The 15,313-nt window shown below is 46.4% G+C and carries 12 protein-coding genes; 1 reads left to right on the forward strand and 11 read right to left on the reverse strand.

Translation table 11 applies throughout. The features are described 5' to 3' along the window. Window positions 1-12: 12 nt before the first annotated feature. A complete protein-coding gene (gene thrA / locus SEDOR53_RS0102990) occupies window positions 13-2,460 on the reverse strand; it encodes a bifunctional aspartate kinase/homoserine dehydrogenase I (protein WP_026768378.1) in 2,448 nt (815 codons plus the stop codon). 26 nt (window positions 2,461-2,486) lie between these two features. Here thrA and SEDOR53_RS19000 point away from each other — a divergent pair, with 26 nt between their 5' ends. Continuing rightward, window positions 2,487-2,648 (forward strand): hypothetical protein, encoded by a 162-nt coding sequence (locus SEDOR53_RS19000; protein WP_157576682.1) that lies wholly within the window; start codon window positions 2,487-2,489, stop codon window positions 2,646-2,648. Window positions 2,649-2,705: 57 nt separating this feature from the next. Here the strand turns inward: SEDOR53_RS19000 and ilvA are convergent, their stop codons facing one another. The 10 genes from ilvA to SEDOR53_RS16995 all read right to left on the reverse strand — a co-directional run bounded on the left by ilvA (window position 2,706) and on the right by SEDOR53_RS16995 (window position 15,286). After that, complete coding sequence (ilvA, locus tag SEDOR53_RS0103000) at window positions 2,706-3,956, reverse strand: threonine ammonia-lyase (RefSeq protein WP_026768379.1); 1,251 nt, start codon at window positions 3,954-3,956, stop codon at window positions 2,706-2,708. A gap of 58 nt (window positions 3,957-4,014) precedes the next feature. Further along, window positions 4,015-5,079, reverse strand: coding sequence for a ketol-acid reductoisomerase (gene ilvC, locus SEDOR53_RS0103005; RefSeq protein WP_026768380.1), 1,065 nt, complete (start codon window positions 5,077-5,079; stop codon window positions 4,015-4,017). A gap of 46 nt (window positions 5,080-5,125) precedes the next feature. Next, complete coding sequence (gene ilvN, locus SEDOR53_RS0103010; RefSeq protein ID WP_026768381.1) at window positions 5,126-5,716, reverse strand: acetolactate synthase small subunit; 591 nt, start codon at window positions 5,714-5,716, stop codon at window positions 5,126-5,128. A 5-nt stretch (window positions 5,717-5,721) separates the two neighbouring features. After that, window positions 5,722-7,464: a biosynthetic-type acetolactate synthase large subunit gene (ilvB, locus tag SEDOR53_RS0103015; RefSeq protein WP_026768382.1), complete on the reverse strand. Its 1,743-nt coding sequence runs from the start codon at window positions 7,462-7,464 to the stop codon at window positions 5,722-5,724. 24 nt (window positions 7,465-7,488) lie between these two features. Beyond that, complete coding sequence (ilvD, locus tag SEDOR53_RS0103020) at window positions 7,489-9,168, reverse strand: dihydroxy-acid dehydratase (RefSeq protein ID WP_026768383.1); 1,680 nt, start codon at window positions 9,166-9,168, stop codon at window positions 7,489-7,491. Between the two features lie 317 nt (window positions 9,169-9,485). Then, complete coding sequence (leuB, locus tag SEDOR53_RS0103025) at window positions 9,486-10,601, reverse strand: 3-isopropylmalate dehydrogenase (protein ID WP_026768384.1); 1,116 nt, start codon at window positions 10,599-10,601, stop codon at window positions 9,486-9,488. A gap of 31 nt (window positions 10,602-10,632) precedes the next feature. Further along, the gene (locus tag SEDOR53_RS0103030; protein ID WP_026768385.1) at window positions 10,633-12,078 is read right to left on the reverse strand and encodes an ATP-binding cassette domain-containing protein; all 1,446 of its coding nucleotides are present in this window, start codon (window positions 12,076-12,078) and stop codon (window positions 10,633-10,635) included. Next, complete coding sequence (leuD, locus tag SEDOR53_RS0103035; RefSeq protein ID WP_026768386.1) at window positions 12,075-12,656, reverse strand: 3-isopropylmalate dehydratase small subunit; 582 nt, start codon at window positions 12,654-12,656, stop codon at window positions 12,075-12,077. The genes SEDOR53_RS0103030 and leuD overlap by 4 nt, the downstream gene beginning before the upstream one ends. A gap of 13 nt (window positions 12,657-12,669) precedes the next feature. After that, window positions 12,670-14,043, reverse strand: coding sequence for a 3-isopropylmalate dehydratase large subunit (gene leuC, locus SEDOR53_RS0103040; protein ID WP_026768387.1), 1,374 nt, complete (start codon window positions 14,041-14,043; stop codon window positions 12,670-12,672). 76 nt (window positions 14,044-14,119) lie between these two features. Then, on the reverse strand, window positions 14,120-15,286 hold the full coding sequence (locus SEDOR53_RS16995; RefSeq protein WP_084220299.1) for a 2-isopropylmalate synthase: 1,167 nt from the start codon (window positions 15,284-15,286) through the stop codon (window positions 14,120-14,122). Between the last annotated feature and the right edge of the window lie 27 nt (window positions 15,287-15,313).

Here is a 15,313-nt window from a genome sequence, read left to right on the forward strand (position 1 = left end):
TAGGTTTAGCATTCATGCTTTGGCAACACGGATGATGTCTGCAAATACACCGGAAGCAGTTACTTCTGCGCCGGCACCGGCACCTTTGATCACCAGTGGCTGCTCGGGATACCTTTCTGTATAGAACAACACCAGGTTGTCTTTTCCATAGAGATGATAAAAATCAGAATCGGCAGGTATGTGCTGTAAGCCTACCGACGCCTTGCCATCCTGGTAACTGGCCACAAACTTGAGTTTGCATTTTTTTGCAGCTGCTTCATCATACAAAGCCTTAAAATGCTTTTCCTGCTTCTCCATTTCTGCATAGAAATCTTCTACGGTACCATCAAAACAAGATGCGGGCAGGAAACCATTGTTGGTAATGTCTTCCATCTCTATTACCTGTCCCGATTCCCTTGCCAGGATCATGATCTTGCGCATTACATCGGTTCCACCCAGGTCGAGTCTCGGATCGGGCTCTGTATATCCTTCGTCCTGCGCCTGTCTTACTACTTGCGCAAATGGTTTCTTGCCATCGTAATGATTGAAAACAAAATTCAGCGTGCCCGACAACACCGCCTGTATCCTGTTTACCTGGTCGCCACTGCGCAAAAGATCGTTAAGGGTGCCAATTACCGGCAAACCGGCGCCTACATTGGTTTCAAAAAAGAAAGCCGCATTGTATTCCCTGGCCAGTGATTTCAATTGCTGGTAAGAACTGTACGCAGAAGAGCAGGCGATCTTATTACAAGCTACCACTGAAATACTTTTTTCCAACAATGATCCGTATACACCAGCCACTTCTGCATTGGCGGTTACATCTACAAACACACTGTTGCGCAGGTTTTTGGCTTTGATACGGGTTACCAGGTCGTGTATATTACCAGGTGTAGCGTCTTGCAGCAATGCTTTCCAGTTCTCCAGGTCGATTCCGTCTTCGTTCAGTAAAACGCGTTTGCTGTTAGCCAATCCCACTACCCTTATTTGCAAGCGCAGGTGTTGTTGCAGGTAACTCATTTGTTTTTTCAACTGATCCAGCAATTTGCTTCCTACATTCCCCGCTCCTGCAATGAAAAGGTTCAGTTGTTTATAGGTAGTTTCAAAAAACTCCTCGTGCAGGATGTTGATGGCTTTTTTAACGTCCGAAGCCGCTATCACCGCCGAAATATTTTTTTCCGATGAGCCCTGTGCAATGGCGCGTACGTTGATACCATTCCTGCCCAATGCACCAAACATTTTTCCGCTCACACCAGGGTGACTCTTCATCTTTTCTCCTACCAATGCCAGTATGGCCAATCCCGATTCTACCTTTACCGGATCCACTTTCCCAGTTTTGATCTCAAAATCAAATGCCTGGTCAATCACTTGTTTGGCGCGGGTGGCATCGGCATCATTAATGCCTACGCAGATAGAATGTTCCGAAGAACTTTGGGTGATCAATATCACATTCACACGTTCATTTGCCAGGGCTTCGAACAATCGCTTAGAAAATCCGGGGATCCCCACCATTCCACCGCCTTCCAGGCTCAACAGGCTGATATTGTTAATACTGGAGATACCCCTGATGAAACTTCCGCCGTTAACGGCAGTGGCATTTTCTATCAATGTACCGTAAGCATCGGGCTCGAATGTGTTTTTTACAAATACTGGTATGTTGGCCAACATCACCGGTTGAATGGTGGGCGGGTAGATGATCTTGGCGCCAAAATGCGATAACTCCATTGCCTCCTGGTAAGAGATATGCTGGATAGGTTTTGCATTCTGTACCAGCCGTGGATCGGCGGTCATCATACCACTTACATCAGTCCATATTTCCAGTACAGTAGCCTGCAAAGCCGCTGCAAAAATGGAAGCGGTGTAATCAGAACCACCCCTGCCCAGGGTAGTGGTTTGCTGCGTTTCATCCGCCGCAATAAAACCAGGCGCTATATAAAGTTGGTATTGATGCTCTTCGAAATAGCATTTCATTTTACTATTCGTAGCTACAAAATCAACCGCCGCATTTCCAAAATGGGAATTGGTGGTGATGAGTTGCCTCGAATCTACCCACTGGTAATGGGCATTCAACGATTGCAGTTTGGCTGCAATGGTAAGCGAGGATAACAATTCACCATAAGCAACGATCCTGTCTTTGGTGCGGGGCGATAATTCGCGCAATAAAAAAACCCCATCGCACACACTCTCCAAGTCGTTGAAATGTTGTTTGATGAGGCTCAGCGTTGCGCTTTGTTGCTGGATGGGCAATAGCGATCGCACTGCATCCAGATGTTTTTGCTCCAGCTCTTTCAGGAGGGCTTTATATGCCTCATCGCCTTTTGATGAGAGATCACCTGCTTTTAATAAAGCATCGGTAACACCACCCATGGCCGATACCACCAGTATAACGGGTTCCTTCTTTGCTTCTTTTTGAACTATATCAATGACTTTGTTCATGTTGACCGCACTGGCCACCGAACTTCCGCCAAATTTTAAAACCTTCATGTTGTTTGTGTAATATCCCTGTTGGGATGGATTTGAAAATGGAATACGATGCTTCTGTTTTACAGATACAGCTTTTTGACAAGCCCGCAGGTAATATGGAAATGTACAACCCTTTACAGGGTCGTAATAATAGTAATGATAGCAGTCACAAACAGGAGTCCTGTTTGTGCGGAGAGATGAATATTTGACTGCTTCAGGTTCATTCTATTAAAAGATGTCTAAAGATAGTACTATTTTTTAATTATTTATACAAGATAACCAAAAAGATGGTCATTTTTATTCAATTCGGTATAGTTGATGTGATATTGGTCCATTTTCTTCATCAAAACATCATAATCCGATCGGGACTTCAATTCAACACCTACCAGGGCAGGTCCTGCTTCTTTATTATGCTTTTGCATATATTCAAAACGCGTAATATCATCATGGGGGCCCAATACATGATTTACAAATTCTTTCAGTGCACCCGGTCTTTGAACAAAGCTGATGAGGAAATAATGTTTGAGTCCTTCGTATTGCAGCGACCGTTCTTTGATCTCCTGCATACGGTCGATATCATTGTTGCTGCCGCTTACAATGCAAACCACTTTTTTCCCTTTGATCTCCGCAGCATAATCATCCAGCGCCGCAATAGACAACGCACCGGCTGGCTCTGCTACGATCGCGTCTTCGTTGTATAATTTTAAGATGGTGGAGCAAACTTTTCCTTCCGGCACCAGGTGCATATCATCCAATACTTCCTTGCAGATACTGAATGTGAGGTCACCCACTTTTTTCACCGCAGCACCGTCTACGAAACGTTCAATATCATCCAGCACAACCGGATGCCCGGCTTTCAATGCTTCTTTCATAGAAGGAGCTCCTTCGGGCTCCAGTCCTATAATTTTTGTTTTGGGAGAAAAGGTTTTGAAATAACTGCCCACACCCGCACTGAGTCCGCCGCCACCTACCGGTACAAACAAATAATCCACCGTTGGCTGGTCTTCCAGTATTTCAATGCCCACCGTGGCCTGTCCTTCAATGATACGGATATCATCAAAGGGGGGTACAAAGACCATCTGGTGATCGATGGTATATTTCTTTGCCGCCTGCGCGCAATCATCGAATGTATCGCCTATCAGTTTTACCTGCACAAAACCTTCGCCAAACATTTTGGTCTGGTTTACTTTCTGGTTGGGAGTGATGATGGGCATGAACACCACTCCTTTCACATTCAGTTTTTTACAACTGTACGCAAATCCCTGCGCATGATTGCCTGCACTGGCGCATACTGCACCGCGATGCAATTCATCCGCAGAAAGGCTGCTCATCATATTATAAGCGCCACGCAGTTTATATGAACGAACCACCTGCAGGTCTTCCCTTTTCAGATAAACTTCGCAGCCGTATTTGCGCGACAGGTTGTGATTGAAGGTCAGCGGGGTTCTGTTCACCACCGGCTTCAATCGCGCTGCAGCAGCCTGGTAGTTCAAGGTATGTGATGTTACGGTTGACATGTGCTTGTATTAAAAGGCACTACCGGCAGTTGAACTACCGGTAGTGCTTATGTGCAGCTTACGCTTCTGTTGCTACTTTCTGATTTTCGGGGCGCAGGCTCCTTACTGTTTTACCTGCCTGCCACATTTCGCTTTCACGCAGTTCTTTCAACTCTTCTTCGAGTTTCTCACGGTAGTCTGCCTTACTATTGCTCTCGATCGATTTGGCTGCTTCCTTACCGGTAGCTACGCTTTCATACAATTCTTTGAACACGGGCAGAGAAGCGTCGCGGAATTTTTTCCACCAGTCGAGCGCTCCGCGCTGTGCAGTAGTAGAACAGTTGGCATACATCCAGTCCATACCGTTCTCTGCAACCAATGGCATCAGCGATTGCGTGAGCTCTTCTACTGTTTCGTTGAATGCTTCAGAAGGTGTATGTCCTTTTGAACGCAACACTTCGTATTGTGCGGCGAAGATACCCTGTATAGCGCCCATCAATGTTCCGCGCTCACCGGTAAGATCGCTGTACACTTCTTTCTTGAAATCTGTTTCGAACAGGTAACCGCTACCGATTGCAATACCCAGCGCTACTACTCTGTCGAAAGCGCGACCGGTTGCATCCTGGAAGATGGCATAACTGCTGTTCAGGCCACGACCTTGCAGGAACATCCTGCGCAGAGAGGTACCTGATCCTTTAGGAGCCACCAGGAATACGTCTACATCGGCCGGCGGCACGATGCCTGTCTGGTCTTTATAAGTAACACCGAAGCCGTGTGAGAAATACAGGGCTTTGCCTGGTGTCAGGTGTTTTTTAACGGTAGGCCACAGGCTGATCTGGGCAGCGTCGCTCAGCAAATAACAGATAATGGTTCCGCGTTGCAAAGCTTCTTCTATTTCAAATAATGATTCGCCCGGTACAAATCCGTCGCGAACCGCTTTATCCCAGCTCTTGGAATTTTTACGCTGGCCAACAATTACGTTGACGCCGTTTTCTTTCTGGTTCAGTGCCTGGCCTGGCCCCTGTACGCCGTAGCCTATCACTGCCACCACTTCATCTTTCAGCACCTGCTGTGCTTTTGCAAGGGGGAACTCTTCGCGAGTTATCACGTTCTCTTCTACACCACCGAAGTTTAATTTTGCCATTGTTCTGGTTTTTAAAATGATTGATTGTTACTTTTTATTTTGTTTGTTACATGCTGAATACTTCGTCCTGCTTATCGAGGAATTCGTTTTCTACCACAGTTTCTCCCGGCTCACTTTTCTCAAATGCCTTGATCTTGGCGTGAAAACTATCACTGCCTTTAATGATGGCCACCCTTCCACTTCTCACAAACTCGATCAGTCCGCAGGGTTCCAATACCTTAACTAACTTGTCTATCTCTTCGCGATGGCCACTGGTTTCGAAAATGGTATAGTCTTTACGAATGAGTATCGCTCTTGCTCCATATTTGTGCAGCAGCCTTTCCACTTTTATTTTTTCGGCGATCTCATCGGTAGATACTTTGTACAAAGCCATTTCCTGCCAAACGATCTCATCGTTGGTATTGTAATACGCTTTCAATACTTCCACCTGCTTTTCTATCTGGCGAACCAGCTTGCGCACCACTTCTTCCGTTTCTTCAATAACAATGGTGAACCGGTGAATGCCTTCTATTTCCGATGGCGAAGTATTCAGACTTTCAATATTGATCTTCCTCCTGGAGAACATGATCGCAATACGGCTTACCAAACCGATGCGGTTCTCCGTGTATACTGTTATGGTGAATTCCTGTTTGTTCATGTTGCTTATTTTAAACGTATTTCACTTACACTGCATCCCTGCGGAACCATGGGGAATACATTGTTCTCCTTTCCTACCATTACTTCCAACAGATAAGAGCCCTGGTGGTTCAGCATGGTGGCCAGTGCATCGCGCAGGTTTTGCCTGTCTGTTACTTTTTGTCCCGCTATGCCGTATCCTTTGGCTACCGTTACGTAATCGGGACTCGCAATGTCAACAAAGGAATAGCGCTTGTCGTGGAAGAGTTGCTGCCATTGCCTCACCATACCCAGGAACTCATTATTCAGGATCAATATTTTTACATTGAGTTCTGTTTGCATGATGGTACCCAGTTCCTGTATGGTCATTTGAACACCTCCATCGCCAATGATCGCTACTACAGTTCGATCCAGTGCACCAAATTTGGCACCGATGGCTGCAGGCAGGGCAAAGCCCATCGTGCCCAATCCACCGGAAGTGATATTACTTCTTGTCTGGTTGAATTTTGCATATCGGCATCCCACCATCTGGTGCTGGCCCACATCTGTTACAATGATGGCGTCTCCCTGCGTAAGCTCGTTCAAATGTTTCATCACTTCGCCCATGGTCATCTCTCCCGAACCCGGGTTTAATTCGTGATCGATCACTTCTTTGATCTCTTCCTGCTGGTAATTTCTAAATCTATCCAGCCACTGTGTATGTTTTTTTGCTTCCACGAGTTTGGTCAGCATAGGCAACGTCTCTTTACAATCGCCCCATACGCCTACAGTAGCTTTTACATTCTTATCTATCTCGGCGGGGTCAATATCCAGGTGGATCACTTTCGCCTGCTTGGCATATTTATCGAGCCTGCCGGTAACGCGGTCATCGAAGCGCATACCTATAGCGATCAACACATCACAATCATTGGTAAGTACATTCGGACCATAATTGCCATGCATACCCAGCATACCAACATTTAATGGATGGTCGGTAGGCAATGCGCTCAACCCGAGAATGGTCCATGCGGCAGGAATGCCCGACTTCTCAATGAAAGCTCTGAATTCATCTTCTGCGTTACCCAATATTACACCCTGACCAAACAGCACAAAGGGTTTCTCTGCTGCATTGATCAGCTTGGCTGCTTCTTCAACATATTCTTTCCGCACAATGGGCTTGGGCCGGTAACTGCGAATATGATCGCATTTTTCATACCCTGCATATTCAAACTTTTGCAACTGCGCATTCTTGGTGATATCGATCAGCACGGGTCCGGGTCTTCCGCTCCTGGCAATGTAAAAGGCTTTCGCTAACACAGTAGGCAATTCTGTTGCATCTGTTACCTGGTAATTCCATTTGGTAACTGGTGTAGTGATATTGATCACATCTGTTTCCTGGAAAGCATCGGTACCCAGCAAGTGTGCAAACACCTGTCCGGTTATACATACCAGCGGCGTACTGTCGATCTGTGCATCGGCCAGTCCTGTTACCAGGTTTGTAGCGCCTGGTCCGCTTGTTGCGAACACCACGCCCACTTTCCCGGAAGAGCGTGCATAGCCTTGTCCGGCATGTATACCACCCTGCTCGTGTCTTACCAGTATATGTTTCAGTTTATCGTGATAATCGTATAAGGCATCATAGATAGGCATGATGGCTCCGCCGGGATAACCGAAAATGGTATCTACGTCTTCAGCGATCAATGCTTCAAGCACTGCCTGTGAACCGGAAAGCGTTACCGTTTCTTTAGCGGGTGTTGCTTTCTCTGCTGTGATGGTATCTATTGCTTCCATTCCTTTATTATTAGGGGTTGATGGTTATGCTTCGTCTGTTACGCAGCCTTCTGAGGCATCTTTCACACACTGGGCATATTTGAATAATATTCCTTTCTCTGCTTTGAGCGATGGACGTTTCCACGCTGCTCTTCTTTCGGCTATCACATCCTCCGGTACTTTCAGGGTCATAGACCTGGTAGCTACATTCAGTTCGATGATATCGTCATCTGCTACCATGGCTATCAATCCCCCGTTGTATGCTTCGGGTGTGATGTGTCCGACGACAAATCCATGTGTGCCACCGCTGAATCTTCCATCTGTAATCAACGCCACACTCTTACCCAATCCTGCACCAATGATGGCAGATGTAGGTTTCAGCATTTCCGGCATACCGGGTCCGCCCTTAGGGCCTACATAACGGATCACTACTACATCACCGTGTTTTATTTTTCCGCTGTTGATGCCATTGATCAGTTCATGTTCTCCATCAAACACACGGGCCGGTCCTTCGAAACGCTCTCCTTCCTTACCACTGATCTTCGCAACACTACCGCCTTCTGCGAGGTTACCGTACAATATTTGCAGATGGCCTGTTGCTTTGATAGGATGCTCCAGCGGGAATATGATCTTCTGTTTTTCAAAATCGATCTCGGGTACATCGGCCAGGTTTTCGGCTAATGTTTTTCCGGTAACTGTTAAACAATCTCCATGCAGTAATCCTTTGTTCAACAAATATTTCATTACAGCAGGTGTTCCTCCGTGCTCATACAGGTCCTGCATGAGGTATTTACCACTGGGCTTGAAATCGGCCAGTACCGGTATCCTGTCGCTGATGGCCTGGAAATCATCCTGTGTTAACGCTACATCTACACTCTTGGCCATCGCTATCAGGTGCAATACGGCGTTGGTGCTCCCGCCCAATACCATGATTACGATCATCGCATTCTCAAATGCTTTGCGTGTCATGATGTCTTTGGGCTTGATGTCTTTTTCCATCAGGTGACGGATGGCTTTTCCTGCCGCCAGGCATTCCTGTTTTTTCTCTTCGCTCAATGCGGGGTTGGAAGAAGAATAAGGCAGGCTCATACCCAATGCTTCAATAGCGGCAGCCATGGTATTTGCTGTGTACATACCGCCACAGGCGCCCGCACCCGGACATGAATGCTGAACGATGCCTTTGAAATCAGCCTCATCCAATTGCCCTGCTATTTTTTGTCCCAATGCTTCAAAAGCAGAAACGATGTTCAGGTCCTGTCCTTTGTAATGACCAGGCGCGATGGTCCCTCCGTACACCATAATGGCCGGCCGGTTCAATCTGCCCATAGCGATGATGGAACCTGGCATATTCTTATCACATCCAGGCAATGCGATCACCGAATCATAATATTGCGCGCCGCATACCGCCTCGATGGAGTCGGCAATGATATCGCGACTCACCAGGGAATAACGCATGCCGTCGGTTCCATTACTGATACCATCGCTCACGCCAATGGTATTGAATATCAATCCTACCAGTTCGCTGTCCCACACACTTTGTTTGACCAGCTTGGCCAGGTCGTTCAGGTGCATGTTACAGGTATTGCCGTCATAACCCATGCTCACAACGCCTACCTGCGCTTTTTTCAGGTCTTCTTCTGTTAAGCCAATACCATACAGCATGGCTTGTGCCGCCGGCTGTGTTACATCCTGTGTAATTGTCTTTGAATATCTATTTAACATCATAATCTATTTTTTTTGCCCTGGGCTTAAGCCCAAGGCAAAGAATAAAATAAAAAAGCCCTGCCTTTTTGGAGGGCGGGGCTTTATATTTTCAATGTTTTCTTTTTTATATAAGGGCTCCTCCTCCGTTCAGTGCAGGTACAATAATGACAACCACAATAATAATTGTGTTAATGATGTTGACATTATGGTTGATGCCTTTGAACATAGAGGATTCGTTGCCCCGGACTTAAGTCCGAGGCTATAAAAATACTCCCGCCTGTTGAAAAAACAAAGAACTTTTAAAAAAATTGTGCAATCGTTCTATAACGATCGTTCGTTTATATAATAGTAGAGCGATTCAGCGAAGCATTGTTGCTACGCCTGTTCGCATCTGCATTCCTTTCTATGTGTTCAGTGATCAGGTCGCCGATAGCCGTAGTGGTGTAATTGTTTACCGGATCAATGTCTTTCGATACAAACCCATTCGCCAGTGTCCAATCAACAGCTTCTCTCACAGCAACAGCTTCTTCCACCAGTTGAAAATGATCCAGCAGCATGGCCGCAGAAAGAATAGAGCCCAAAGGATTGGCAATGTCTTTTCCTGCAGCCTGCGGATAAGAACCATGTATTGGCTCAAACAGCGCTACGGTATTGCCTACCGATGCCGATGGCAGCAATCCCAGTGAACCACTCAATACGCTCGCTTCATCACTGATGATATCGCCGAACATATTCTCGGTGAGCACCACATCGAATTGTGCGGGATTCAGGATAATCTGCATAGCAGCATTGTCTACGAACATATAATCTACTGCTACGTCTGTATACTCTTTGGCGATCTCTTGCACCACTTTACGCCACAAACGTGATGTCTCCAGCACATTGGCCTTGTCCACCAGTGTCAATTTTTTCTTTCTTCCCTGTGCATATTTAAACGCCAGGTGTGATACCCTTTCTATTTCTGCTTTTGTATAGGTGCATTCATCAACCGCGGCCGATTGGTCTTCACTCAATTCTTTTTTACCAAAATATATGCCACCGGTGAGTTCACGGAATACAATAAAATCAACCCCTTCCATTTGTTTGGCTTTCAGGGGCGATAAATGTTGTAACGCACGGTAAGTCGTAACCGGACGGATATTGGCATACAATTGCAGCGCTTTTCTCAGCTTCAGCAAACCCTGTTCCGGCCTCACTTTTGCGGTAGGATCATTATCATATTTAGGGTGACCGATGGCACCAAAGAGGATGGCATCGCTTTTCAGGCAGGTATCGATGGTTTCGTCGGGCAAAGGATTGCCGGTTTTGTCTATCGCATCGGCACCCATGATACCATAGCTGTATTCAAAAGAATGACCGAAGCGATCCGCAATCGCATTCAGCACTTTAATGGACTGCTGCGTTACTTCCGGGCCGATTCCATCTCCCAATATAACGGCTATCTTCTTTTCCATACTGTATAATTATTTGGTTGTTAGTTTTAGTTTAAGCTGCGATTTTTCCTGATTCCAATAATAATGTTCTCGTTACACAAGAAGGCACTTCTTCATTGTAATGACTTACATAGATCAGCGTCTTCTTCAATACCGTGCAGATATCATTGACCATCGCAACAAATGCTGCTGCCATCTGGGCATCCAGTCCCTGACAGGGTTCATCCAGTATCAGCAGCGGCGGGTTCTTCACCATGGCCCTCGTCAGCAATACCAGTCTTTGCTCTCCATTGGATAATTGCAACAACGGCCTGTTGGCAAAATCTGTTAGTTGCAATAATTCCATCCAGTGCAGGGTGATCTTTTTCTGTTGACCGGTGAGCTGCCTGAACAGACCAATTGTATCAAACAAGCCGGACGCAACTACTTCAAAGCAGGTAGCGCCCGGCTCAAAATGCTGATGCAACTCAGGTGATACATAACCGATCTTCTGTTTGATATCCCAGATGCTTTCTCCACTTCCTTTCCTCCTGTCGAACAAATAGATTTCATTGGCAAATGCCTGCGGGTTATCGCCGTTCACCAGGCTCAACAAGGTAGACTTGCCTGCTCCATTGCCACCGGCTATACGCCAGCATTCTCCACGCTTCACCTCCCAGTTGATATTGTGCAGTATCTTTTTATTGCCGTAGGTTACATTGGTATTCACCATTTTAACCGCAGTAGCAAAATTGTCGTAACGATAAGCTTCCGGTATGCCCTGTTGAATAGGCAATGCCTGCTTTGCAACAGTACCTGTTGCCGGTTTATGCAGATCAAATTCCTGATGTGTTATCCTGGGTTGCAGGGAACCTTTTTCCAGCACAGCCACATGGGTTACTGCAGGCGGTATTTCCGATTCGGTAGTAACCAGCAGTATGCCGATTCCTTTTACAGCCAGTTGTTCCATGATCATACTGAGCGAATACCTGGAAGCCGTATCGAGTCCGGTATATGGATTGTCGAACAGCAGCCAGTCGGCCTGCCGAAGCAAAGCTTTCGCCAGCTGTAATTTTTTTTGTTCTCCGTTCGACAATTGTATCAAACGGGTGTATCGCACGTGGGTAATACCCAACCAAGATAACACATCGGCAATGGCCTGGTCATCCGTAGTGATCTGTTGCAGCACATCATTCAATGATACCGTATCTTCTGCATCGGATGAATTGAACCGTTGTTGATAGTAAAAAGAAGAAACGTTAGAGAGGTTCTTGAATTTGTGTTGTTGGGTAATAGCTACAACACGGGGCTCACCATTGTGGCGGGCCGTGAACGATATATCGCCGCGACTGAAACAATGACCCGAAAGCGCTTTGATCAATGTAGATTTTCCGCTACCCGATTTACCCACCACAGCCAGCACTTCTCCTTCATGTACAGCAAAAGAAACATCTTTCAGTATGGTTTTACCCGACAACTGAACCGTCAGATGTTCTACCTGTAATGAAGTTGTTTTCATCGTTGCAATTCAAATGCTTCAATATCTTTTTTAATGCTCAGCAGGAAATCGATATCATCGTATCCGTTGAGCAGGCATGTTTTCTTGTATGCGTTGATCTCGAACTTTTCCTGTTCGCCCGTACCATCGATGGTAATGGTCTGCTGTTCGAGGTTAACCGTTACTGTAGCAGCTTCACCTTGTGCAAATAATTTTTGCAGGAAGTTTTCGCTCACCGTCACCGGCAGCACGCCATTGTTCAATGCATTATTCTTGAAGATGTCGGCAAAGAAGCTCGACACCACCACTTTAAATCCATAGTCCTGGATAGCCCATGCCGCATGTTCGCGTGAAGAGCCGCATCCGAAATTTTTACCGGCTACCAGTATCTCGCCACTGTATTTCGGCTGGTTGAGCACGAAATCTGCTTTGGGTTTTGCTTCATCATTGTTCTCATAACGCCAGTCGCGAAACAGGTTCTTTCCAAAACCATCCCTCGTAGTTGCTTTTAAAAAGCGGGCGGGAATGATCTGGTCTGTATCCACGTTTTCCATCTGCAACGGAACAAATCTGCTATGTATGGTACTTAATGCCTGCATGTCTTCTATTTGATTAGATTAACTCCCTAACATCTGTTACAACACCGGTGATGGCAGCAGCTGCCGCTGTAAGCGGACTCGCCAGCAACGTACGCGCACCGGCGCCTTGTCTGCCTTCGAAATTCCGGTTACTGGTGCTGATGCAATATTCACCCGCAGGTATCTTGTCTTCATTCATTCCCAAACAGGCACTGCATCCTGCCTGCCTGATCTCAAAACCGGCTTCTTCAAATATTTTATCAAGACCTTCCGCCTTTACCTGTTTAGATACCTGCTGTGATCCGGGAACGATCATCACCTGCACTTTATCGCTCTTCCTTTTTCCCTTGATCAATGAAGCCACCATGCGCAGGTCTTCTATCCTTGAATTGGTGCAACTTCCAATGAATACATGCTGCACGGGCATACCCAGCAAGGGCTTGCCGGCTTCCAGTCCCATATATTGCAAAGCTTTTGCATTATCGCTGCCTGAAGGTATTTTACCATTCACGGCAATGCCTTGTCCGGGATTGGTACCATAAGTGATCATGGGTTCTATATCTGCTGCATTGATATGAAGTTCTTCATCGAACGCAGCATCTGCATCGCTGTACAATGTTTTCCATTCGGCCAGTTTCTTTTCCCAGGCTTCTCCCTGGGGTGCGAATTCGCGGCCTTTTATATAAGCGAAGGTTACTTCATCGGGAGCGATCATACCACCACGGGCGCCCATTTCAATACTCATATTGCAAATAGTCATGCGGGCTTCCATGGAAAGTGAACGAATAGCAGAACCTGCATATTCAACAAAATAGCCGGTACCACCGCTCGCAGAGATCAGTGCAATGATGTGCAGGATGATGTCTTTTGAAACAACGCCTTTGTTCAGTTCACCTTCAATGTTGATGCGCATCAGCTTGGGCTTGCTCTGCATCAGGCATTGCGATGCGAATACCATTTCCACTTCACTGGTTCCTATTCCAAAAGCAATAGCACCAAATGCACCATGTGTAGAAGTGTGACTATCGCCACATACAATGGTCATGCCCGGTTGCGTAATACCTAGTTCAGGTCCTATTACATGTACAATGCCCTGGTAAGGATGTCCGAGTCCATACAACTCCACACCATGATGCGCACAATTCTCTTTCAGTTGTTGTACCTGTAACCTCGACAGTTCATCTTTAATAGGCAAATGTTGGTTGATCGTAGGCACGTTATGATCGGCAGTGGCCACTATCTGCTGCGGGCGAAAAAGTGAGATACCCCTTTTTTCGAGGCCTTTGAAAGCTTGCGGACTGGTCACTTCATGGATGAAATGTTTGTCGATATACAGCACGGAGGGACCGCCTTCCACTTCCTTAACAATGTGCTTTTCCCAAATCTTATCGAATAATGTTTTTGACATGAGATTGATCTTGAATAAAGGCGTGGCATGAGAACATGCCACGCGAACTAACTAAAACTATACATATGAGAAAATCCTAAGTTGTTGCCGGCACAGCTTTATATGTGCTGGCCAGTTGATGCAGGTCTGCTTCCTCCACTTCTTTTTTCCTGTCTGCTACCTGTAGAAATGACTGGTATAGTATATCTATATCATTCCGGTTAAATTGGTATCCCAATTTTTGGAGGCGATGTGCCAGGGCACTGCGTCCACTGCGGGCGGTCAGCACAATCTTGCTGCCATCGGCGCCCACTTCTTCGGGGTTGATGATTTCGTAGGTCTGTGCATCTTTCAGGAAGCCATCCTGGTGAATGCCGGAAGAATGGGAGAATGCATTGGCACCTACAATGGCTTTATTGGGCTGAACCGGCATACGCATGGTATCCGATACATCGCGACTCATGGGGTTCAGCAATTGTGACTGGATATTGGTATAATAACCCAGGTCTTTGTGTTGTTTGATCACCATCACTACTTCTTCAAGTGAAGTATTTCCGGCGCGCTCACCCAATCCGTTCACGGTACATTCTATCTGGCGGGCGCCATTAATCACACCTGAAATGGAATTGGCGGTGGCCAGTCCCAGGTCATTATGACAATGACAGGAAATAATGGCCTTATCGATATTGGAAACGTTATTTTTCAGAAAAGCGATCTTCTCGCCATATTGATGCGGCAGGCAATACCCGGTGGTATCAGGAATATTCACCACGGTGGCGCCGGCTGCGATCACGGCTTCGATTACACGTGCCAAGTATTCATTATTGGTACGTCCGGCATCTTCGGCATAAAACTCCACATCATCGGTAAAATTCCTGGCCCATTTCACGGCCTGTACCGCTCTTTCCAGGATTTCTTCCCGGGTGGCATTGAATTTAGATTTGATATGAAAATCGGAAGTACCAATACCGGTATGTATTCTTGGTCTTTTCGCATATTTAAGCGCCTGAGCGGCCACTTCAATATCTTTTTGCACGGCGCGGCTCAGTCCGCATACCGTTGCATTTGTAATCGCTTTGGCTATTTGTTCTACAGATTCAAAATCTCCCGGACTGGAGATGGGAAAGCCAGCTTCAAGGATGTCTACACCCAACGACTCCAGCTTCAGTGCCAGTTCCAGCTTCTCTTTGGTATTGAGTTTGCAGCCGGGCACCTGTTCTCCGTCGCGGAGCGTAGTATCGAAAATGTACACCTTTTCAGCCATGAATCTTTCTATTTTATTCGAATTTAG

The organism is Asinibacterium sp. OR53 (assembly GCF_000515315.1).
Taxonomy (GTDB): domain Bacteria; phylum Bacteroidota; class Bacteroidia; order Chitinophagales; family Chitinophagaceae; genus Sediminibacterium.

What these genes read in the sequence shown, in the direction of transcription:
- thrA (WP_026768378.1), bottom strand. Translation starts at nt 2,460, where the DNA reads ATGAAGGTTTTAAAATTTGGCGGAAGTTCGGTGGCCAGTGCGGTCAAC.
- SEDOR53_RS19000 (WP_157576682.1), top strand. Translation starts at nt 2,487, where the DNA reads ATGGATTTGAAAATGGAATACGATGCTTCTGTTTTACAGATACAGCTT.
- ilvA (WP_026768379.1), bottom strand. Translation starts at nt 3,956, where the DNA reads ATGTCAACCGTAACATCACATACCTTGAACTACCAGGCTGCTGCAGCG.
- ilvC (WP_026768380.1), bottom strand. Translation starts at nt 5,079, where the DNA reads ATGGCAAAATTAAACTTCGGTGGTGTAGAAGAGAACGTGATAACTCGC.
- ilvN (WP_026768381.1), bottom strand. Translation starts at nt 5,716, where the DNA reads ATGAACAAACAGGAATTCACCATAACAGTATACACGGAGAACCGCATC.
- ilvB (WP_026768382.1), bottom strand. Translation starts at nt 7,464, where the DNA reads ATGGAAGCAATAGATACCATCACAGCAGAGAAAGCAACACCCGCTAAA.
- ilvD (WP_026768383.1), bottom strand. Translation starts at nt 9,168, where the DNA reads ATGATGTTAAATAGATATTCAAAGACAATTACACAGGATGTAACACAG.
- leuB (WP_026768384.1), bottom strand. Translation starts at nt 10,601, where the DNA reads ATGGAAAAGAAGATAGCCGTTATATTGGGAGATGGAATCGGCCCGGAA.
- SEDOR53_RS0103030 (WP_026768385.1), bottom strand. Translation starts at nt 12,078, where the DNA reads ATGAAAACAACTTCATTACAGGTAGAACATCTGACGGTTCAGTTGTCG.
- leuD (WP_026768386.1), bottom strand. Translation starts at nt 12,656, where the DNA reads ATGCAGGCATTAAGTACCATACATAGCAGATTTGTTCCGTTGCAGATG.
- leuC (WP_026768387.1), bottom strand. Translation starts at nt 14,043, where the DNA reads ATGTCAAAAACATTATTCGATAAGATTTGGGAAAAGCACATTGTTAAG.
- SEDOR53_RS16995 (WP_084220299.1), bottom strand. Translation starts at nt 15,286, where the DNA reads ATGGCTGAAAAGGTGTACATTTTCGATACTACGCTCCGCGACGGAGAA.